The organism is Muricoccus roseus, assembly GCF_900141905.1.
Taxonomy (GTDB): Bacteria; Pseudomonadota; Alphaproteobacteria; order Acetobacterales; family Acetobacteraceae; genus Roseomonas; species Roseomonas rosea.
The window spans coordinates 19922-40316 of sequence record NZ_FQZF01000005.1; the positions used below are offsets into that span (position 1 = coordinate 19922).

General features: G+C 68.0%; 17 protein-coding genes. 1 reads left to right on the plus strand and 16 read right to left on the minus strand.

All coding sequences use genetic code 11. From position 1 onward, the window contains the following. Positions 1-21: 21 nt before the first annotated feature. The 5 genes from dnaE to BUB97_RS05120 form a co-directional block, all read right to left on the minus strand. Positions 22-3468 (minus strand): DNA polymerase III subunit alpha, encoded by a 3447-nt coding sequence (gene dnaE / locus BUB97_RS05100; protein WP_073132298.1) that lies wholly within the window; start codon positions 3466-3468, stop codon positions 22-24. Positions 3469-3544: 76 nt separating this feature from the next. Beyond that, positions 3545-4225 (minus strand): ABC transporter ATP-binding protein, encoded by a 681-nt coding sequence (locus tag BUB97_RS05105; protein ID WP_073132301.1) that lies wholly within the window; start codon positions 4223-4225, stop codon positions 3545-3547. Next, on the minus strand, positions 4218-5471 hold the full coding sequence (locus BUB97_RS05110; protein ID WP_073132303.1) for a lipoprotein-releasing ABC transporter permease subunit: 1254 nt from the start codon (positions 5469-5471) through the stop codon (positions 4218-4220). Before BUB97_RS05110 ends, BUB97_RS05105 begins: the two co-directional genes overlap by 8 nt. Continuing rightward, positions 5471-6787, minus strand: a complete 1317-nt coding sequence (gene proS, locus BUB97_RS05115; protein ID WP_073132304.1) for a proline--tRNA ligase — start codon at positions 6785-6787, stop codon at positions 5471-5473. Before proS ends, BUB97_RS05110 begins: the two co-directional genes overlap by 1 nt. 292 nt (positions 6788-7079) lie before the next feature. Further along, positions 7080-7340, minus strand: coding sequence for a DUF1467 family protein (locus BUB97_RS05120; RefSeq protein WP_073132305.1), 261 nt, complete (start codon positions 7338-7340; stop codon positions 7080-7082). Positions 7341-7424: 84 nt separating this feature from the next. Between BUB97_RS05120 and BUB97_RS05125 the strand changes: the two genes are divergently transcribed. Continuing rightward, positions 7425-7700: a hypothetical protein gene (locus tag BUB97_RS05125; RefSeq protein ID WP_139281298.1), complete on the plus strand. Its 276-nt coding sequence runs from the start codon at positions 7425-7427 to the stop codon at positions 7698-7700. 6 nt (positions 7701-7706) lie between these two features. On the opposite strand, the gene BUB97_RS05130 is transcribed toward BUB97_RS05125, so the two are convergent. The 11 genes from BUB97_RS05130 to nuoG are packed head-to-tail and all read right to left on the minus strand — an operon-like array spanning position 7707 to position 20393. Beyond that, positions 7707-9359 carry a ribonuclease J gene (locus tag BUB97_RS05130; RefSeq protein ID WP_073132308.1) on the minus strand — a complete coding sequence of 551 codons (1653 nt, stop codon included), beginning with the start codon at positions 9357-9359 and terminating at the stop codon, positions 7707-7709. Beyond that, positions 9356-10177 carry a type III pantothenate kinase gene (locus tag BUB97_RS05135; RefSeq protein WP_073132310.1) on the minus strand — a complete coding sequence of 274 codons (822 nt, stop codon included), beginning with the start codon at positions 10175-10177 and terminating at the stop codon, positions 9356-9358. The genes BUB97_RS05130 and BUB97_RS05135 overlap by 4 nt, the downstream gene beginning before the upstream one ends. Before the next feature lie 21 nt (positions 10178-10198). After that, positions 10199-10924: a biotin--[acetyl-CoA-carboxylase] ligase gene (locus BUB97_RS05140; RefSeq protein ID WP_073132312.1), complete on the minus strand. Its 726-nt coding sequence runs from the start codon at positions 10922-10924 to the stop codon at positions 10199-10201. Further along, positions 10921-12342 carry an NADH-quinone oxidoreductase subunit NuoN gene (nuoN, locus tag BUB97_RS05145; RefSeq protein WP_073132635.1) on the minus strand — a complete coding sequence of 474 codons (1422 nt, stop codon included), beginning with the start codon at positions 12340-12342 and terminating at the stop codon, positions 10921-10923. Before nuoN ends, BUB97_RS05140 begins: the two co-directional genes overlap by 4 nt. Positions 12343-12350: 8 nt before the next feature. Then, positions 12351-13862: an NADH-quinone oxidoreductase subunit M gene (locus BUB97_RS05150; RefSeq protein WP_073132314.1), complete on the minus strand. Its 1512-nt coding sequence runs from the start codon at positions 13860-13862 to the stop codon at positions 12351-12353. After that, entirely contained in the window at positions 13859-15775 is a 1917-nt protein-coding gene (gene nuoL, locus BUB97_RS05155; protein WP_073132316.1) for an NADH-quinone oxidoreductase subunit L, read from the minus strand. Before nuoL ends, BUB97_RS05150 begins: the two co-directional genes overlap by 4 nt. A gap of 6 nt (positions 15776-15781) precedes the next feature. Then, on the minus strand, positions 15782-16093 hold the full coding sequence (gene nuoK, locus BUB97_RS05160; protein ID WP_073132317.1) for an NADH-quinone oxidoreductase subunit NuoK: 312 nt from the start codon (positions 16091-16093) through the stop codon (positions 15782-15784). Next, positions 16093-16800 carry an NADH-quinone oxidoreductase subunit J gene (locus BUB97_RS05165; RefSeq protein WP_073132319.1) on the minus strand — a complete coding sequence of 236 codons (708 nt, stop codon included), beginning with the start codon at positions 16798-16800 and terminating at the stop codon, positions 16093-16095. The genes nuoK and BUB97_RS05165 overlap by 1 nt, the downstream gene beginning before the upstream one ends. After that, complete coding sequence (gene nuoI / locus BUB97_RS05170; RefSeq protein ID WP_073132321.1) at positions 16797-17285, minus strand: NADH-quinone oxidoreductase subunit NuoI; 489 nt, start codon at positions 17283-17285, stop codon at positions 16797-16799. The genes BUB97_RS05165 and nuoI overlap by 4 nt, the downstream gene beginning before the upstream one ends. Positions 17286-17322: 37 nt before the next feature. Beyond that, positions 17323-18333, minus strand: a complete 1011-nt coding sequence (gene nuoH, locus BUB97_RS05175) for an NADH-quinone oxidoreductase subunit NuoH (protein ID WP_073132322.1) — start codon at positions 18331-18333, stop codon at positions 17323-17325. Further along, positions 18333-20393 carry an NADH-quinone oxidoreductase subunit NuoG gene (nuoG, locus tag BUB97_RS05180; RefSeq protein WP_073132325.1) on the minus strand — a complete coding sequence of 687 codons (2061 nt, stop codon included), beginning with the start codon at positions 20391-20393 and terminating at the stop codon, positions 18333-18335. Before nuoG ends, nuoH begins: the two co-directional genes overlap by 1 nt. Positions 20394-20395: the final 2 nt, after the last annotated feature.

Below are 20395 nucleotides of genomic sequence, written 5' to 3' on the forward strand. Positions count from 1 at the left end.
GGCGACGCAGGCGGCCTCCGTTCAGGCCGCCTCCACCGCCTCCACTCCCGGAATGACCTTCAGCGCCTGGGCCAGGCGGGGCGAGACGTTCCAGCGGCCGGGCAGGGTCAGCTCCACCTCCTGCCCCGGGCCGGTGCGGGGGATGATGATGACCTCTCCCTTCCCCCTGCCCTCGCGCTGGAGCAGGTTCCGCAGCGGCTCCAGCGCCTCCATCGCCGCGATCTCGATGCGCAGCCCCTGGCCGACGGATTGCGCGGCCCTCTCCAGCGGCTCGCAATCCAGCGCGGTGAGGCGCACCGCCTCGCCATCGACGCGCACCTCCGAGGTGAACATCACCGCATTGCCCTCGGCCAGCATCTCCCGGCACTTGCCCAGGATTTCCGAGAAGCAGGTTACCTCCGTGCTGCCACTGGCATCCGAGATCCGGACCCAGGCCATGCGGCTGCCGGTCTTGGTGGTGCGCTCCTTGGTCCCGATCACCGTGCCCGCCAGCTTCAACCGCCCGGCGCCGCCCTGGGCGCGTTCGGTCATCTTCGCGATCGGGCAGACGCCGAGCTTGGCCAGCACCTCGCGATAGGCATCGAGCGGATGGGCCGAGAGGTGGAACCCGATCGCCTCCGCTTCCTGCGACAGACGGTCGAGCTGCGGCCAGTCCGGCATGTCGCGCAGGCGCAAGGGCGGCGTATCCGTCGCCGCGCCGGGCATGCCGAACAGGCCGATCTGCGCGCTGCTCCGGTCCTCCGCCGCTGCCTGGGCGCGGCGCAGGATTTGCTCCGCGCCCTCGGTCACGCGCGCCCGGTTCTTGTCGAGGGATTCGAAGGCGCCGGCGCGGGCCAGGTTTTCCAGCTGCATCTTATTCAGCAGCTTGGGGTCCACGCGGTCCGCGAAATCGGTGAGGGACTTGAAGGGTCCGCCCTCCTTCCGCGCGCGCACGAGGTCCTGCATGGCCCCCAGCCCCACGCGCTTCACCGCGGCAAGGGCGAAGCGGATGGCCTTCTTCCCGTCCTCCTGCACCTCCACCGCGAACTCGGCCTCGCTCCGGTTCACATCCGGCGGCAGGACCTTGATGCCCAGCCGCGACGCTTCCGACAGGTGGGAGGCCAGCTTGTCGGTGTTCGTCATATCCAGCGACATGATGGCCGCCAGGAATTCCACCGGATGGTTCGCCTTGAGCCAGGCCGTCTGGTAGGAGACGAGCGCATAGGCGGCGGCATGCGACTTGTTGAAGCCGTATTCCGCGAAGCGCTCCATCAGGTCGAAGATCTCACCCGCCTTGTCCTCGGGAATGTCGTTCTTCACCGCCCCTTCGGTGAAGATCTTGCGCTGCGCCTCCATCTCCGAGCGGATCTTCTTGCCCATGGCGCGGCGCAGCAGGTCGGCGCCGCCGAGCGAGTAGCCCGCCAGCTCCTGGCTGATCTGCATCACCTGCTCCTGATAGACGAGGATCCCGTAGGTCTCCTCCACCAGGCTCCGCATCGCGGGGTGCACGGGCTCCCAGGCCTGGCCGTGCTTGCGGGCGCAATAGGCCGGGATGTTCGCCATCGGGCCCGGCCGGTAAAGCGACACCGCCGCGATCAGGTCCTCGAAACGGTCCGGCCGCATCATGCGGAGAACGTCCCGCATGCCCTGGCTTTCGAACTGGAACACGCCGGCCGCGTCGCCCTTCGCGAGCATCTGGTAGGTGGGCGCGTCGTCCAGCGGGATCGTCGTGATGTCGATCTGCACGCCCTGGCCGGCGAGGATGTCCAGCGCGCGCTGGATCACCGTCAGCGTCTTCAGCCCGAGGAAGTCGAACTTCACCAGCGACGCGCTCTCGACATACTTCATCGAGTATTGCGTCACGAGCATGTCGCTGCGCGGATCGCGATAGAGCGGCACGATCTCGATCAGCGGCTTCCGCCCGATCACCACGCCCGCGGCATGGGTGGAGGCGTTGCGGTACAGGCCTTCCAGCTGGAGCGCCGTCTGCATCAGGCGGTCGACATTCTCGTCCGTCTCGCGCATCTCGCGCAGGCGCGGCTCGCCGTCGAGCGCTTCCTGGAGCGTGGGCGGCTTGGCGGCGTTGAACGGGATCAGCTCGGCGATCTTGTTCACCTGGCCGAAGGGCATGCCCATCACGCGCCCGACGTCGCGCACCACCGCCTTGGCCTGCAGGCGGCCGAAGGTGATGATCTGGCCCACGCGGTCCGGCCCATATTCGTTGCGGACGTAGTTGATCACCTCCTCGCGCCGGTCCTGGCAGAAGTCGATGTCGAAGTCCGGCATCGAGACGCGCTCGGGGTTCAGGAAGCGCTCGAAGAGCAGGCCGAAGCGCATCGGGTCGAGGTCGGTGATGGTCAGCGCCCAGGCGGCGACGGAGCCCGCGCCCGAACCGCGGCCCGGCCCCACGGGAATGCTGTGCGCCTTGGCCCATTGGATGAAGTCGGCCACGATCAGGAAGTAGCCGGAGAAGCCCATCTTCTCGATGATGCCCAGCTCGAAATCCAGCCGCTCGCGGTAGGCGGGGCGGGCCTCCTCCGGCGTGCCCTGGGCGTCCAGCCGCTGCTCCAGCCCCTTGCGCGCCATGTCCTGGACGATCTCGGCCTCGGTCAGGCCGGCCTCCACCTTCCGGCTGACCGGCAGCTCGGGCTTCTTCGTCTCGGCCATGACGGCGCATTTGCGCGCGATCGCCTGGGTGTTGTCGCAGGCCTCCGGCAGATCCTTGAACAGCTCCCGCATCGCGGCGGGCGGCTTGAACCAGTGCTCGGCCGTTAGGCGGCGGCGGTCGGGCTCGGCCAGCGTGCGGCCTTCGGCGATGCAGAGCAGCGCGTCATGCGCCTCATGGGCCTCGGGCTTGGCGAAGTAGACGTCGTTGGCGGCCACGATAGGCACGGCGGCGGCATCGGCCAGGGCCAGCAGGCCCGGCTCCACGGCCCGGTCGCGCTCGGTCCCGTGGCGGGTCAGCTCGACCGCCAGATTGTCCCCGAACGCCTCGCGCAGCGCGGCCAGCAGCCCCTCGGCCATGGGCCGGCGCCCCTCGGCCAGGAGCCGCCCGAGAGGGCCGAGCGTTCCGCCCGTGAGCAGGAAGATGCCGGATGCATGCGCGCGCAGCTGATCCAGGTTGATGGCCGGCTTGCCCGAGGGGTCCTCCCCCAGCCAGCCGAGGGAGGACAGGCGCTGGAGGTTCTCCAGCCCCGGCTTGTCCATGGCCAGCGCCACCACCGGGTCCGGCGGCAGGCGGGCGGCTTCGGGGCGCTCGGGCTCCTTCGCCCGGGCAAGCCAGAGCTGGCAGCCGATGATGGGCTGCACGCCCTCCTTGGTGGCGTATTGGCTGAACTCCAGCGCGCCGAACATGACGGCGGTGTCGGTCAGCGCCAGGGCCGGCATACCGGCCTTCTTCGCCAGGCCGGGAAGCTTGTCGGCCTTCACAGCCCCTTCGGCGAGGGAATAGGCGGAGTGAACGTGGAGATGGACGAAGCTGCCGGACATGCCCTGCTTATATAGGCACCTTGCCCCGCCGCCGCAGGGGATTCGCCCTGCGGCGGCCGAAGCGCCGGGGCTGTGGCTAGGCGGGGACGATTAGCCCGTCGCGCAGGGTCACGGTCCGGTCCATCCGCGCTGCCAGCTCCGGATTGTGCGTGGCGATGAGGGCCGCCAGGCCCCTGCCCCGCACCGCCGCCAGCAACTCGGTGAACACGCGGTCCGCCGTGCCCGTATCGAGATTGCCCGTGGGCTCGTCGGCCAGCAGCACCTTGGGCGCGTTCGCCAGGGCGCGCGCGATGGCCACGCGCTGCTGCTCGCCACCCGAGAGCCGGCTGGGCCGGTGGTCCCGCCGATGGTCCAGGCCGAAGGCGCCCAGCAGCTCGCGCGCCCGCGTCTCGGCATCCCGCCGGGGGCGGGAAGCCGCGAGCTGGGGGAGAAGCACATTCTCCTCCGCCGTGAATTCCGGCAGCAGGTGGTGGAACTGGTAGACGAAGCCGATGGTCTCCCGCCGCAGGGCGGTGCGGGCGTCGTCGTTCAGGTTGCCGGAATCGCGGCCCTCCACCAGCACCCGGCCGCCATCCGGCTTCTCCAGCAGGCCGGCCACATGCAACAGGGTGGACTTGCCGGTGCCCGAAGGCGCGACGAGGGCGACGATCTCCCCCGCATGCAGGTCCAGGTCGGCGCCGCGCAGCACAGGCAGCTCCCCGGCCTCGGAGCGGTAGCGGCGTTCCACGCCCCGCAGGGCGAGCGACGGCTCAGGCATTGCGAAGCCCCTCCACCGGGTCCAGCCGCGCGGCGCGCCAGGACGGATAGATGGTCGCCAGCAGCGAGAGGCCGAGCCCCATCCCGACCACCTGCGCCACCTCCATCGGGTCCACCACCGCCGGCAGCTTGGTGAGGAAGTAGATCTCCGCGTTGAACAGCTCCGTCCCGGTCAGGGACTGGAGGAACTGCCGGATGTTCTCGATGTTCAGGCAGAAAACGAGGCCGATCGCGAAGCCGATCAGCGTGCCCGCCACCCCGATCGAGGCGCCGGCCAGCAGGAAGATCCGCAGGATGGCCCCGCGCGTGGCGCCCACCGTGCGCAGCACCGCGATGTCCCGCCCCTTGTCCTTCACCAGCATGATGAGGGACGAGATGATGTTGAAGGCGGCGACGATGATGATGAGGGTCAGGATGAGGAACATGACGTTCCTCTCCACCTGCACGGCGGCGAAGAAGGAGGAGTTGGAGGCCTGCCAGTCCAGCACCCGCACGGGGCGGCCGCGCATGGCCTGGAAGATCTCACGCGTCGCCAGGTTCACGCGGTCCGGGCTCTGGACGAAGACCTCCACCTGCGTCGCCGTGTCGCGGTGCTGGAAATAAAGCTGCGCCGCCTCGAAGGGCAGGAAGACATAGCCGGAATCATATTCCTGCATCCCGGCCTCGAACATCGCGACGACCTCATAGGCCTTCAGCCGCGGCACGGTGCCCACCACCGTCGCCCGGCCCTGGGGGGAGACAAGGGTGATCTTGTCCCCGACCCGCAGCCCCAGGCGGCGCGCGAGCCGCGTGCCGATGACGATGCTGTCCTCCTTCCCGAATTCGGAAAGGTCGCCGGCCCGGATGTTGTTCGCGATCAGCGGGCGCGCCCGCAGGTCCTCCGGGCGGATGCCGCGCGCCAAGCCGCCCGTGGCGCCCCCACCCTCGCTGGTGAAGAGGACCTGCCCCTCCACGATCGGCGTGGCGGAGGTGATACCCGGAAGCTGGCGGATGCGGGCGGCGATGTCGTCGAAGTCGCGCAGCCCGCCGTTATCGGCGGCATAGACGCCGAGATGCCCGTTCAGTCCGAGGATGCGGCCCAGCAGCTCCTGCCGGAAGCCGTTCATCACGGACATGACGATGATGAGCGTCGCCACGCCGAGGGCGATGCCCACCAGCGAGAAGATGGCGATGACCGAGACGAAGCGCTCGCCCTTGCGGGCGCGCAGATACCGGAAGGCGACGGCGCGCTCGAAGGGCGAGAACATCAGGCGATGCTGGCCTTGATCTTCGCCACCGCCTCCTCGAGCGGCAGCTCCAGCCGCTCGCCGGTCGCGCGGCGCTTCAGCTCCACGATGCCCTTGGCCGCTCCGCGCGGCCCGATGATGGCCTGCCAGGGATAGCCGATCAGATCCGCATCGGCGAACTTCGCGCCGGCGCGCTCGCCGCGGTCGTCATACACCGCCTCGCCGGGCAGGGCGGCGTAGAGCTGCTCGCAGAGCGCGTCGGCGGCCGCGTCGCCGGGCTTGAGGTTCAGGATGGCGCAGGCGAAGGGCGCCACCGCATCCGGCCAGATGATGCCGTTCTCGTCATGCCCGGCCTCGATGATCGCGGCCAGCAAGCGGGAGACGCCGATGCCGTAGGAGCCCATCTCCGGCACCACGGGCGTGCCATCCGGCCCCGAGACCGTCAGCCCCATGGGCTTCGAGTACTTGGTCCCGAAATAGAAGATATGGCCGACCTCGATGCCGCGCTCCGTCACCTGGGATTCGGCGGGAATGGCGTCCCAGGCCGCCACGTCATGCTTCTCGTCGGTGGCGGCGTAGCGGCTGGTCCAGAAATCCACCACCGGCGAGGGATCGCCCGTGCCCGTGGGGTCCTGCGCCAGCACGTCGAAATCCAGCAGGTCCTTGTGGAGATAGACGACGCTCTCGCCCGTCTCCGCCAGGATGATGAACTCGTGGGAGAGGTTGCCGCCGATCGGGCCCGTATCGGCCTGCATCGGGATGGCCTTCAACCCCATTCGCGCGAAGGTGCGGAGGTAGGCGCGGAACATGCGGCGATAGGATTCCCGCGCCCCTTCCGCGTCGATATCGAAGGAATAGGCGTCCTTCATCAGGAACTCGCGGCCGCGCATCACGCCGAAGCGGGGGCGGATCTCGTCCCGGAACTTCCACTGGATGTGGTAGAGGTTGCGCGGCAGGTCCCGGTAGGACTTCGCATAGGTCTTGAAGATGTCGGTGACCATTTCCTCGTTGGTCGGGCCGAAGAGCATCTCCCGGTCATGCCGGTCGGTGATGCGGAGCATCTCCTTGCCGTAGTCGTCATACCGGCCGCTCTCCTTCCAGAGCTCGGCGGGCTGGATCGTCGGCATCAGGATTTCCTGCGCGCCGGCGAGGTCCTGCTCCTGCCGCACGATTTCGGAGACCTTGCGCAGCACGCGCAGCCCGAGTGGCAGCCAGGCATAGATGCCGGCGCTGGTCTGGCGGATGAGGCCGGCCCGCAGCATCAGGCGGTGCGAGACGATCTGCGCCTCGGCGGGCGTTTCCTTGAGCGTGGGCAGGAAGGCGCGGGAGAGGCGCAAGGTGGAAGGCTCCGGGTGGGGTTCGGGGCGCAACCTAGAGCAAGATGCGGGGGGCGCAATCCGCGATGGGATGGCGGCAAAAAAGAAGGGCCGCCCCGAAGGGACGGCCCGAGTTTAGGGAGGAAACGCCAGTCACACGGCGGAAGAGGAAAAGCCCTCTTCCATGTCCCGATGATGCTGCGCTGCACGCGGCCAGGGAAGCGTTTCTTCACGCCAAAAGATGAAAAAATGGGCTACCGCCGCAATGAATGCACGACTGTTATGCATTAACCGCCGAAAATAGTGCAGTCGCCTATTCCGTAGGCATCGCGAAAAAGCCGCTCCGGAAGGACATCCATTCGGAGCCCACGAGCCAGTTGATACCGGCCCAGACCACCAGGCTGACGAAGGTCGTGAGCAGCAGCACCCGGAGCACCCGCACCTGCCGCGGCGCTCCCCTCCACCCGCCCGCCTCGGCGGCCTCGGGGTCCGGATTGATACCGAGAGGCAGGACAGCGAACAGGACCGTCCACCACACCAGGAAGAAGACAACCGTCCCCGCGATCAGGCCCATCGACTCTCTCCCGCCCTAACCCTGCCGTAATCTCATCGCGCCCCGGCGCGTTGTGGTCCCACGAATGCTCGAGAGGAGACCGAGATGCGACGCATGACTCTCTTGGCCGGCCTCGCCGCCGCGGTGCTTCCGCTCCTGCCCGCCGCGGCCGATGCCAGGCCGCCCTGGGAGCGCGACCATCACCGGTGGGAGCGGCACGAGCGCCGCGAGGCCATCCGCGAGGAGCGGTGGCGCCGCGAGCGCTGGCGGGAGGCCCGGCGCCGCGAATACGAGCGCCGGCATCATTACCATGCCGGGCCGCCGGTCGCCTATGCGGCGCCCCCGCAGCCCGGCGTGACCCTGCAGTTCAACCTGCGCTGAGCGGCCTCACACCCGGAGCAGATGGAGCTCGACCAGCGGCCGCTTCTTGAGCCGCCGGCCAATCGCCTTCCGCAGCGCGGAGCGCGCAGCCTCCCGCAGGGCCGAATCCTCGCGGCGCAAGGGCGCCGGGAGGTCGTTCACCATCCGGGCGAGATCGGCCGCGATCTGTGCGGGTGCCTCCTCCCCCTGCTCGAACAGGCCCGGGGCCGAGACCTGCGGCGTGCCGCGGACGCGTCCATTGTCGTCCACGGCAAGCGAGCCGACGACGACGCCGTTGAACAGCATCCGGCGCCGCGCCCCGAGAACCCCGCCCTCGAGCGGCAGCAGGCGCGGGCCGTCCACCGCCAGCTTGCCGCTGGGCACGGTCTCGCACACCTCCGCCGGCTCCGGCCCCAGCCGCAGCACGTCGCCGTCCTCGATCAGATGGGGGATGGAACCGAACTCGCGCGCGAGCGCCGCGTGCTCCTGCAGATGCCGCCACTCGCCATGGACCGGCACGGCATGGCGCGGCTTCACCAGGTCGTAGAGGCGGCGCAGCTCGTCCTTCGCCGGATGGCCGGAGACATGCACGGGATGCTCCGAATCCGGCGTGATGACGCGGCAGCCCGCGCGGTACAACGCCGCCTCGACATTCATGATCGCCTTCTCGTTCCCAGGGATCATGCGGGAGGAGAAGATGACCGTGTCCCCCTCGCCCAGCGAGATCTGGGGGTGGGTGTCGGCGGCGATCTTGGCGAGAGCGGAGCGGGGCTCGCCCTGGCTGCCCGTGCAGATGATGAGCAGCTCGTCATCCGGCAGGTAGCCCGCCTCATCCTCTTCGATGAAGGGGGGCAGGTCCTTGAAATAACCGGTCTCGCGTGCCGCGGCATCGGCATTCCGGAGCGAGCGCCCGAAGAGCGCGACCCGCCGCCCGGCCGCCATGGCGGCGCGGGTGATGGAATCGACGCGGGCGATGTTGGTGGCGAAGCAGGCCACGGCCACGCGGCCCTTGAGGCTGCCGATCAGCTCGAACAGCGCGTCGCGCGCATCCGCTTCGCTGCCGGAGTGGCCGTCTACCAGGGCGTTGGTGCTGTCGCATACCATCGCCAGCACCCCCTCCCGCCCGAGCGCGGCGAAGGCCTCCTCGTCGGTCGGCTCGCCGATCAGGGGGTTGGGGTCCAGCTTCCAGTCGCCGGTATGGAGGACGATGCCGTGGCGCGTGCGGATGGCCAGGGCCTGTGCCTCGGGCACTGAATGCGCGACGCGCAGGAACTGCAGGTCGAAATTTCCGATCTTCACGCGGGAGGAGAGCGGCACGGTGTGCAGCGTCACCTCGTGCAGGAAGCCCGCCTCGCCCAGCTTCCGGCGCAGCACGGCGCTGGCGAAGGGGCTGGCATAGATCGGGCAGCGGAGCAGCGGCCAAAGGGAGGCGACGGCACCCAGATGGTCCTCATGGGCATGGGTGATCACCAGCCCGACCAGCCGGTCCCGTCGCTCGGAGAGCCAGGCCGGGTCCGGGACAAGGATCTCCGCCTCGGGCGCCTCGGCGCCGCCGAAGCCAATCCCGCAATCCACCGCCAGGAGCTGACCATCCAGGCGATAGACATTGAGGTTCATGCCGATCTCCCCCGTCCCCCCAAGGGGGAGGAAGGCGAGGTCGTCGGTCGTTTCGAAGGTCATTCGTTCTCGTTCTTGAGAGAGTCTGGAAGCGTTGTCTTGTGGAAGATGGGGGGCGGGTTGCGGGCCGCCAACAGGCGCAGGCCCTCAAGCGTGATATCGGGATCGGTATGTTGAATGACGGTGGTGCCCTCCGCGAACAAGGGGGCCAGCCCCCCTGTCGCGATCACCTTCAGGGGACCGCCATGCTCGGCGCGTATCCGGGCGACCAGCCCTTCCACCAACCCGACATATCCCCAGAAAATGCCGGATTGCATGGCCGGGACGGTGTCACGCCCGATCACGGACTGGGGACGACCGATGCCGATGCGGGGCAGCCGGGCGGCCGCGCGATGCAGCGCTTCAATGGACAGGTTGATGCCTGGGGCGATGATTCCGCCGACATAGGCGCCGCCCTCCCCCACCACATCGAAGGTCGTCGCGGTTCCAAAATCGATCACGATGAGCGGCGCGGTGTAGTGATGATGGGCAGCGAGGGCATTCAGCAGCCGGTCCGCCCCCACTTCCTTCGGGCGGTCGACCAGGATCTCGAAGCCCCATTCGACGCTGCCGGCCCGTGCGACGAGCGGCTCGCAGCCGAACCATTCGCGCGCCAGCCGGCGAAGGTTGTAGAGGGCCGCCGGGACCACCGTGCCAATGGCGCAGCCCGTGATGTCGCTGGGCCTCAGCCCGTGCTGGGCCAGGAGGGTGACGAGGAAGACGGCATATTCGTCGCTGGTCCGGTCAGCCCGGGTGGCGATCCTCCAGCGGCCTCGCCACTCCTCCCCGTCATGCACCGCGAAGACGACGTTCGTATTGCCCGCATCGATGGCCAGGAGCATGTGGCGCGTTCCCCTTGGCCGTTAGGGACTCACCTCCCCGGCCATGACGGTTTCCATGCCGGTTGCAGTGCGAAGACGCAATGCACCGCTGTCGTCCAGCCCGTCGAACACCCCGGAATGGCTCCCGCTCGGCGAGAGGACGGTGAGCGGCGCGCCGGGGGCGTGGCCCCTCTCGAGCCAGGCCCGCCGGATGGCGCCGAAGCCCTCCGCGCCGAGGATGGCCCACCAGCGGTCGAGCGATGCCATGATCGCGGAGGCCGCCGCCTCCGGCACCAGGGCGGGAGCCGGCAGCGCGGCGGTCAGCCGGCCCGGGACCGGTGGGGCATGCGCCAGGTTCACGCCGATGCCAAAGGCCAGCCAGTCCAGCCGGCCCTGGGGGTCGAGCCCTGCCTCGGAGAGGATGCCGGCGCATTTGGCGCCGCCCAGCAGGAGGTCGTTCGGCCATTTCAGCGAAAGCCCCGGCCCGGCATGGGGAAGGAGCGCCGAATGGACCGCAACGGCCACGAGGAGGCTCCATTGCGGCACCTCCCGGGCGGGCGCCTCGGGCCGCAACAGCACGGAGAGGTAGAGATTGCCCGGCGGGGATTCCCAGGAACGCCCATGGGTACCCCGCCCGGCGGTCTGCCGACGGGCGAGGATGGCGAGGCGCTCCGCCTCGCCCGCCTCGGCGGCCTCGCGGATCAGGTCGGCGGTGCTGGGCAGCTGGTCATGGACCTGCAGCCGCCAGCCCGCCGGTGGCGTGCTCACCCCGCCAGGGCCGCGACAGCCGCGGTGGCGGCCGCGACGATCGGGGCGGGAAAGAGGAAGAAGAGCACGTTGAACAGCCCGGAAGCGGCCAGCACCATCGAGACCGCGGCCGGGCGCGGGTCGAGCGCGCCGGCCGGGGTGTCGAAATACATCACCTTGATGATGCGCAGGTAGTAATAAGCGCCGACCACGCTGGTGAGCACGCCCACCGTCGCGAGCACCCAGAAGCCCTCCTGCACGGCGGCCAGGAAGACATAGAGCTTCGAGAAGAAGCCCGCGAGCGGCGGAATGCCCGCCATGGAGAACATGAAGACCACCATGGCGATGGCCATGGCCGGATCCGTGCGGCCCAGCCCAGCCAGATCCTCCACCCGCTCCAGCGAACGCCCCTGGCGCCGCATGGAGACCAGCACCGCGAAGACGCCGGCATTCATGACGAGGTAGATCGTCATGTAGAGCATCACGCCGCGCAGGCCGGTATCGGTCGCGACCGCCAGGCCCATCAGCGCGTAGCCGACATGGCCGATGGAGGAATAGGCCATCAGGCGCTTGATGTTGTTCTGACGGAGCGCGGCAAAGGAGCCGAGCAGCATGGAGCCGAGCGAGGCCAGCCAGATCACGCCCTGCCAATGGGCCGCGAGCTCGGCGAAGGGGTCCGCCAGAACCCGGACCAGCAGCGCCACGGCCGCCACCTTTGGCGCCGAGGCGAAGAAGGCCGTCACGGGCGTGGGAGCCCCCTCATAGACGTCGGGCGTCCACATATGGAAGGGCACGGCCGAGATCTTGAAGGCGAGCGCGGCGACCACGAAGGTCATGCCCACCATGACGCCCATCGAGGCGCCCCCTTCCGAGGAGACGGCGGTGCCGATAGCGGCGAAGTTGGTGGAGCCGGAGAAGCCGTAGGTCAGGCTCGCGCCATAGAGGTACAGGCCCGAGGCCAGGGCGCCGAGTACGAAGTACTTGAGCCCGGCCTCCGCGGAACGCGCATTGTCCCGGTCGAACGCCGCGATGACGTAGAGGGACAGCGAGAGAAGCTCGAGGCCCATATAGAGGGTGATGAGATCGGCGGCCGAGACCATCACCAGCATGCCGATCGTGCTGAACAGCACGAGGATCGGGAACTCGAAGCGGGCGATACCCTGCTTCTCGTTCCAGTCCAGCGCCAGCATCAGCCCCGAGGCCGCGCCGAGCAGGATCAGCACCTTGGCGAAGCGCGAAAAGCCGTCCGAGACGAACTGATTGGCGAAGGCCATGCCATCCGGGGCGGCCATGACCATCACCGCCGCCACGAGCAGCGCGCCGAGCGCCCCCATGGTGACGGGGAAGGTCGTGTCCCGCTTCGGGATCACGCCGGCCAGCAGCAGCACGAGGCCGGCGGCCGCGAGCAGGATTTCAGGAAGGGCGAGGGTCCAGTTCATCGTCTCGCTCACAGGCCTGCCACGCGCGGCGCCGCCAGGGCGGCCTCATGCCGCTCCACCAGCGCGGCAACCGAGGCTTCCCAGACACGGGTGAAGGAGGAGGGATAGATCCCCATCCAGAGGGTCAGGACGATCAGCGGCACGAAGATCGCCATCTCCCGCGGGGAGAGGTCGAGCAGGTGCCGCACCTCGTCGCGCGTGACCTTCGAGAAGATCACCCGGCGGTAGAGCCACAGCATATAGGCCGCGCCCAGGATCATGCCCGTGCCGGCGCCCAGCGCCACCCAGGCGCTGGAGCGCCAGGCCCCGGTGATGACCAGGAACTCGCCCGGGAAGTTCGCCGTGCCCGGCAGGGCGACGCTCGCCATGGTGAAAAGCATGAAGACCATCGCATAGGCCGGCATCACCTTCGCGACCCCGCCATAGCGCGCGATCTCGCGCGAATGCACGCGGTCATACAGCACGCCGACGCAGAGGAAGAGCGCGCCGGACACGACGCCATGGGCGAGCATGGTGAAGAGCGCGCCCGAGATGCCCTGCTGGTTGAAGGTGAACAGCCCGATGGTGACGATGCCCATATGCGCGACCGAGGAATAGGCGATGAGCTTCTTCATGTCGGTCTGCACGAAGGCGATCATGCTGGTGTAGATCACCGCGACCACGCTCAACGCGAAGACCATCGGCGCGAAATAGGCCGAGGCTTCGGGGAAGAGCGGGATGGAGAAGCGCAGGAAGCCATAGCCGCCCATCTTCAGCAGCACGCCGGCCAGGATGACGGAGCCGGCGGTCGGCGCCTCGACATGCGCGTCCGGCAGCCAGGTATGCACCGGCCACATCGGCACCTTTACCGCGAAGGAGGCGAAGAAGGCGAGGAACATCCAGTACTGCCAGCTGGCCGGCACCGGGCTGTCCATCAGCCCAGCGATGTCCGTGGTGCCCGCGCGGTACCACAGCGCCAGGATGGCCAGCAGCATCAGCACCGAGCCGAGCAGCGTGTAGAGGAAGAACTTGAAGGCAGCGTAGACCCGGCGCTGCCCGCCCCACACCCCGATGATGAGGAACATCGGGATCAGCACGCCCTCGAAGAAGACGTAGAAGATGATGAGGTCGAGCGCGCAGAACATGCCCACCATCATCGTCTCAAGGACGAGGAAGGCGATCATGTACTCCCGCACCCGGTTCTGCACCGCCTCCCAGGAGGCGAGGATGCAGATGGGCGTCAGGAGTGTGGAGAGCAGGACGAACAGCATCGAGATGCCGTCCACGCCCATGTGGTAGTTGACGCCGAATTCCGGCAGCCAGGCCGCCTGCTCGACGAACTGCGCATCGGCCACCCGCGGGTCGAAGCGGAACCACAGGATCAGCGACAGCACGAAGACGATGAGGCTGGTCCAGAGCGCGGTCCAGCGGGCGTTGGAAGCGACGGTCGCCTCATCCCCCCGGACGCAAAGGATCGCCACCACCCCTGCCAGGGGCAGGAAGGTGAGGAGGGAGAGCAGCGGGAAGCCGGCCGCGTTCATCGGGTGAAGCCCAGGAAGATGACGGAGACGAAGACCACGAGGCCCGCGATCATGGTGAAGGCGTAGTTCGCCACGCGTCCGGTCTGGAAGCGCGCCACGCCACGTGCGGCATCGACGGCGATCGCGGCGACGCCGTTCGGCACGCCATCGATGATGGTCGCGTCCCCGGTCTTCCAGAACACCTGCGAGAGGCGCCGGAAGGGCCGGACGAAGATCGCGTCATACAGCTCGTCGAAATACCACTTGTTCAGCAGGAAGCGGTGCAGCCCCGGGAAGGTCTGCGCCAGCCGCGCCGGGATGGCCGGAGCGAACATGTAGAAGACATAGGCCAGGGCGATGCCGGCGATGGCGATGACGGTGGGGGCCAGCGGCACCCATTCCGGCACCTCATGCGCCGCATGCAGCACGTGGTTGTGCTCCGCCGTGAAGATCGCGCCGTTCCAGAACTCGCCTTGGTGGTGGCCGACGAACAGGTCGTAGAACACCGCGCCGGTGAAGAGCGCGCCGACTGCGAGCACCAGCAGCGGGATCAGCATCACCGCCGGGCTCTCATGCACATGCTCCATGGTGTGGTGATCCGCCCGCGGCTTGCCGTGGAAGGTCAGGATCAGCAGGCGCCAGGAGTAGAAGGCCGTGAGGAAGGCCGCGATGAGGCCCATGATGAAGGCGTACATCCCCGCCCCGGTATGGGCGGCGAAGGCGCTCTCCAGGATCATGTCCTTGGAATAGTAGCCGGCGAAGAAGGGGATGCCGGCCAGCGCCAGGCTGCCGATCCACATCACCGCATAGGTGATCGGGATCTTGGTCCAGATCCCGCCCATCTTCCGGATGTCCTGCTCGTCCGACATGGCGTGGATGACGGAACCGGCCGAGAGGAAGAGCAGCGCCTTGAAGAAGGCGTGGGTGAAGAGGTGGAACACCGCCGCCTGGTAGGCGCCGACGCCGATGGCGAAGAACATGTAGCCGAGCTGCGAGCAGGTCGAATAGGCGATGATGCGCTTGATGTCGTTCTGCACGCAGCCGATCGTTGCCGCGAAGAAGGCGGTCGAGGCCCCGACGATCGTCACCAGCGTCAGGGCGTTCGGCGCGTATTCGAAGATAGGCGACATGCGCGCCAGCAGGAACACCCCCGCCGTCACCATGGTGGCCGCATGGATGAGGGCGGAAACCGGCGTCGGCCCCTCCATCGCATCCGGCAGCCAGGTGTGCAGGCCGAGCTGGGCGGACTTGCCGCAGGCACCGAGGAAGAGGAGGACCGAGATCACCTCCAGCGCCGGAAGGCCGGCGAAGGTGGCACCGCGCATCTCCTCCACGCGGGTGAAGATGTCGCCGAAGGTCAACGCGCCGAAGGTCCAGAAGGTCAGCGCCATGCCCAGCATGAAGAACAGGTCGCCGACCCGGTTCACGATGAAGGCCTTCATCGAGGCGCGGTTGGCGCTCTCCCGCTCGTACCAGTAGCCGATGAGCAGGTAGCTCGCGAGGCCGACGCCCTCCCAGCCGAAGAAGAGCTGGACCAGGTTGTCCGCGGTCACCAGCATCAGCATGGCGAAGGTGAAGAGGCCGAGATAGGCGAAGAAGCGCGGCGGCGTCGCGTCATGCGACATGTAGCCGACGCTGTAGAGATGGATGAAGGTGGAGATGAAGGTCACCATCCCCACCATCATGGCGCTCAGCGTATCGTAGCGGAGCGCCCAGTCGACGGTCAGCCCGCCGACATCGATCCATTCACCCAGGGTAATGGTGCGGGGCGCGGAGTGCAGCCCCACCTCGACGAAGGCCGAGACGCCGCAGATGGCGGCCAGCACCATGCAGCCGACCGAAACCCACATGGACAGGCGGTCGCCCAGCCAGCGGCCGAAGAAGCCCGCGAGGCAGGCGCCCAGGAGGGGAAAGAAGACGGCACCGACGAACATGGCGCCCTAACCCTTCAGGGTGGACACGTCTTCCACCTCGATGCTGCCGCGGTTGCGGAAATAGATGACGACGATCGCCAGACCGATCGCCGCCTCGGCGGCCGCGACGGTCAGGATGAACATGGCGAAGATCTGCCCGGTTAGGTCCCCCAGGCTGGCCGAGAAGGCGACCAGGTTGAGGTTCACCGAGAGCAGGATCAGCTCCACGGACATCAGGATGACGATGATGTTCTTCCGGTTCAGGAAGATGCCGAAAATACCGAGCACGAACAGGATCGCGCCCACCGTGAGGTAGTGGCCCAGGCCGATCTCAAGCATCAGTGGTGCCCCCCATGCCCGTGGTCGTCATGCCCGTGGCCATGCCCATGGGTGACGGCCTTCGGCTTTGCCTCCTCGGGCGGAAGCGGGCGAAGGATGCCCAGCTCCCCGATGGAGGCGCCGACCGGCACCGAGGCCATGTCGAGCTGCGTCCGCCGGGCCACCTGCACGTCGATATCCTGCCGCCTGCTCCGCGCCCGGTCGCGATGGGTGAGCACAATGGCACCGATCATGGCGACCAGGAGGATCAGCCCCGCGGCCTGGAAGAGGAAGACATACTCCGTATAGAGCACCCGCCCGATCGCGGCCGTGTTGTGCACGTCCGTGGGCACGGGGTTGAGCCGCAGCGACCCCGCCTGCCCGCTCGACTGCCAGGCGCCGAGGACGAAGACCAGCTCCAGGAACAGGATCCCGCCGATCACCGCCCCGATCGGGGCGTAGCGCTGGAACCCCTCGCGCAGCCGCGCGAAGTCGATATCCAGCATCATCACCACGAAGAGGAACAGCACCGCGACCGCGCCGACATAGACGATGACCAGGATCATCGCCAGGAACTCGGCGCCGGCGATCAGGAAGAGCGCGGCGGCGTTGAAGAAGGCGAGAATCAGGTACAGCACGCTGTGTACCGGGTTCCGGCTGGTGACCACCATCACGGCGCTGGCGATCAGCACCGCCGAGAAGGCGTAGAAGGCGAGACCAGCGATCATCGGTAGGGCGCATCCGCCTTCAGGCGCGAGGCGAGCATGGGCTCCCAGCGATCGCCGTTATCGAGCAGCTTCTGCTTGTCGTAGAAGAGCTCCTCGCGCGTCTCGGTCGCGAATTCCAGGTTCGGCCCAAGAACGATGGCATCCACCGGGCAGGCCTCCTCGCAAAGGCCGCAATAGATGCACTTGGTCATGTCGAGGTCGTAGCGCGTCGTGCGCCGCGAGGCGTCCTCGCGCGGCTCGGACTCGATGGTGATGCACACGGCCGGGCAGACCGCCTCGCAGAGCTTGCAGGCGATGCAGCGCTCTTCCCCGTTCGGGTAGCGCCGCAGCGCGTGCTCGCCCCGGAAACGCGGACTGAGCGGAGAGCGCTCATACGGGTAGGAGATCGTGGCCTTCTTGGAGAAGAAGGCCCTCAGCGTCAGCCACATGCCGGAGACAAGCTCCGACAGCAGGAGGCTGCGCGCCACTCGGTCTAGCGTCGCCATGACGGGCGGACCTTTCCGCTTGCAGTGTTGGGGCGGGTCATGCCGGCAGCCACCCGAAGATCTTCAGCGCCGCCGCGGTCAGCACCAGCCAGACGAGGCTGATGGGCAGGAACACCTTCCAGCCCAGCCGCATCAGCTGGTCGTAGCGGTAGCGCGGGAAGGTGGCGCGGACCCAGACGAAGACGAAGAGGCAGAAGCAGACCTTCAGGATGAACCAGATCGGTCCCGGCACCCAGTTCAGGGGCGCCACGTCGAAGGGCGGCAACCAGCCTCCGAGGAAGAGGATGGTGGTGAGCGAGGACATGAGGATCATGTTCGCGTACTCACCAAGAAAGAAGAGGGCGAAGGTCATCGCGGAATATTCCACGAAGAACCCCGCCACCAGCTCCGACTCACCTTCGGGCAGGTCGAAGGGAGCCCGGTTCGTCTCCGCCAGAGTGGAGATGAAGAAGATGATGAACATCGGGAAGAGCGGGATGAAGAACCACAGGCCCTTCTGCGCCAGCACGATGTCCGTCAGGTTCAGCGACCCCACGCAGAGCAGCACGGTGACGATCACGAAGCCCATCGAGACCTCGTAGGACACCATCTGCGCCGCCGAGCGGAGCGCGCCGAGGAAGGCGTATTTCGAGTTCGACGCCCAGCCCGCGATGATGATGCCGTAAACGCCAAGCGAGGAGATGGCGAAGAGATAGAGGATGCCGACATTGATGTCGGCGATCGCCCAGCCCTCGTTCACCGGGATCACCGCCCAGGCGATCATCGCCAGGACGAAGGTGAGCATCGGCGCCATGATGAAGAGGACCCGGCTCGCGCCCGTGGGCACGATGGTCTCCTTCATCAGCATCTTGCCCGCATCCGCGAAAGGCTGCAGCAGGCCGAAGGGCCCGACCACGTTCGGCCCCTTCCGCAGCTGCATCGCCGCCATGATCTTGCGCTCGGCCCAGGTCATGTAGGCCACGCCGATCAGCAGCGGCACCAGCAGCGCCAGCGCCTGCGCGACGGTGAGCGACAGGACCCCGATGGGGGAGTTGAGGAAACTGTCCATCACTCAGCCGCCATCGCCGGGGTGTGCACATAGGTGCGTGCGCATTCCGCCATCACGTCGCTCGCCCGGCTGAAGGCATCCGTCTGATAGTAGTTGGTGATCGCCTGGGCAAAGGGGGCGGTGCCGACCGCGCCCGCATCCCCAGCCGGGGAAGCCGAGACGACCGCCGGCTGCGCGGCCTCATCCGCACGGGCGAAGACCGGGTTCACGGCAGCCAGCCGCGCACGGATCGCGAAGAGGTCGTCATAGGGCAACGCCCCGCCGAGCAGCTCGCTCGCGGCCCGCAGGATGCGCCAGTCCTCGCGTGCCTCGCCCGGCGGGAAGACCGCCCGGCGGCCGCGCTGAACGCGCCCCTCCGTGCTCACATAGGTGCCGTCCTTCTCCAGGTAGGAGGAGCCGGGAAGGATCACGTCGGCCCGGGCCGCGCCGCGGTCGCCGTGATGACCCTGATAGATCACGAAGGTCTCCGGCGCGATCAGCGCGGGGTCCAGCTCGTCGGCCCCCAGCAGCCACAGCGCGTCCACCCCGCCGCCCAGCATGGCGCCGATGTCCTTGCCCCCCTGCGCCGGCAGGAAGCCGAGATCGAGCGCCGCCACCTGGCCGCCGGCCGTGTGGAGCATGTTGAAGCCGTTCCACTCCGCCGTGACGGCGTTGAGCGACTGCGCCAGCGCCCAGGCGGCGGCCAGCACGGCCGCCCCGTCCGGGCGCGCCAGCGCGCCGCGGCCCAGAAGGATCAGCGGCCGCTTCGCATTGCGCAGGATCTCGCCGAAGGCGCCGTCGAGCACACCGCGCAGGGCGTCCGGGCCATTCCCCAGATGCTTCGCCGGATAGGTGAGGTTCACCTCCGGCCCGATCAGCCCCACCGGCACGCGGCTCATCGCCCGCTTGCGGATCCGGGCGTTGATCACCGGCGCCTCGACGCGGGGATTGCTGCCGATGACCAGCACCGCATCCGCCTGGTCGATCCCGGCGATGGTACTGTTGAACAGGTAGAAGGCCCGGTTGGAGCCATCCAGCGCCGCACCATCCTCGCGGCAGTCCAGGTTCCGCGAACCCAGCCCGGCCATCAGGTCCTTCAGCGCGACGATGCTCTCGGCATCGGCCAGGCCGCCGACCACGGCGCCGATCCGGTCGCCCGGCAGCCCCTTGAGCCGCGCCGCGATCGCCTCCAGCGCCTCCGGCCAGGTGGCAGGGCGCAGCTTGCCGTCGCGCTTCACCCAGGGGCGATCGAGGCGCCGGTGCTTCACCGCATCGAAGGAGAAGCGGCCACGATCGGCCATCCACTCCTCGTTCACGTCCTCATGCACCCGGGGAAGGATGCGCAGGATATCCGGCCCGCGGCTGTCCACGCGGATATTGGTGCCAGTGGCATCCAGCACGTCCACGCTGTCGACCTTCGCGAGCTCCCAGGGCCGCGCCATGAAGGCGTAGGGCCGGCTGGTCAGCGCGCCCACGGGGCAGATGTCGATCAGGTTGCCCGACAACTCGGTGGAGATCGCCTTCTCCACATAGTTGGTGATCTCCATCGCCTCGCCACGGCCGACCGCCCCCAGCTCCGGCACGCCCGCCACCTCGGTGGCGAACCGGACGCAGCGCGTGCACTGGATGCAGCGGGTCATGATCGGCTTGATCAGCGGGCCGAAATACTTGTCGGTGACCGACCGCTTGTGCTCGCGGTAGCGGCTGATGTCGCCGCCATAGGCCACTGCCTGGTCCTGCAGGTCGCACTCGCCGCCCTGGTCGCAGATCGGGCAGTCCAGCGGGTGGTTGATGAGCAGGAACTCCATCACGCCCCGGCGCGCGTTCCGCACCACCGGGCTGTCCGTGATGATCTTCATGCCATCCATCACCGGGAAGGCGCAGGAAGCGACGGGCTTCGGCGCCTTCTCGACCTCGACGAGGCACATACGGCAGTTGCCGGCGATGGACAGGCGCTCATGATAGCAGAAGCGGGGGATTTCGGCCCCCGCCAGCTCCGCCGCCTGAAGGGCCGTGGCGCCCAGCGGCACCTCGACCTCCTTGTCATCCACCGTGACCTTGATGAGCTTCACATCGCTCATGG

What these genes read in the sequence shown, in the direction of transcription:
- BUB97_RS05105 (WP_073132301.1), bottom strand. Translation starts at nt 4,225, where the DNA reads ATGCCTGAGCCGTCGCTCGCCCTGCGGGGCGTGGAACGCCGCTACCGC.
- nuoH (WP_073132322.1), bottom strand. Translation starts at nt 18,333, where the DNA reads ATGGACAGTTTCCTCAACTCCCCCATCGGGGTCCTGTCGCTCACCGTC.
- nuoN (WP_073132635.1), bottom strand. Translation starts at nt 12,342, where the DNA reads ATGAACTGGACCCTCGCCCTTCCTGAAATCCTGCTCGCGGCCGCCGGC.
- nuoI (WP_073132321.1), bottom strand. Translation starts at nt 17,285, where the DNA reads ATGGCGACGCTAGACCGAGTGGCGCGCAGCCTCCTGCTGTCGGAGCTT.
- BUB97_RS05120 (WP_073132305.1), bottom strand. Translation starts at nt 7,340, where the DNA reads ATGGGCCTGATCGCGGGGACGGTTGTCTTCTTCCTGGTGTGGTGGACG.
- BUB97_RS05125 (WP_139281298.1), top strand. Translation starts at nt 7,425, where the DNA reads ATGCGACGCATGACTCTCTTGGCCGGCCTCGCCGCCGCGGTGCTTCCG.
- BUB97_RS05110 (WP_073132303.1), bottom strand. Translation starts at nt 5,471, where the DNA reads ATGTTCTCGCCCTTCGAGCGCGCCGTCGCCTTCCGGTATCTGCGCGCC.
- nuoL (WP_073132316.1), bottom strand. Translation starts at nt 15,775, where the DNA reads ATGTTCGTCGGTGCCGTCTTCTTTCCCCTCCTGGGCGCCTGCCTCGCG.
- BUB97_RS05135 (WP_073132310.1), bottom strand. Translation starts at nt 10,177, where the DNA reads ATGCTCCTGGCCATCGATGCGGGCAATACGAACGTCGTCTTCGCGGTG.
- BUB97_RS05165 (WP_073132319.1), bottom strand. Translation starts at nt 16,800, where the DNA reads ATGATCGCTGGTCTCGCCTTCTACGCCTTCTCGGCGGTGCTGATCGCC.
- nuoG (WP_073132325.1), bottom strand. Translation starts at nt 20,393, where the DNA reads ATGAGCGATGTGAAGCTCATCAAGGTCACGGTGGATGACAAGGAGGTC.
- BUB97_RS05150 (WP_073132314.1), bottom strand. Translation starts at nt 13,862, where the DNA reads ATGAACGCGGCCGGCTTCCCGCTGCTCTCCCTCCTCACCTTCCTGCCC.
- nuoK (WP_073132317.1), bottom strand. Translation starts at nt 16,093, where the DNA reads ATGCTTGAGATCGGCCTGGGCCACTACCTCACGGTGGGCGCGATCCTG.
- BUB97_RS05130 (WP_073132308.1), bottom strand. Translation starts at nt 9,359, where the DNA reads ATGACCTTCGAAACGACCGACGACCTCGCCTTCCTCCCCCTTGGGGGG.
- dnaE (WP_073132298.1), bottom strand. Translation starts at nt 3,468, where the DNA reads ATGTCCGGCAGCTTCGTCCATCTCCACGTTCACTCCGCCTATTCCCTC.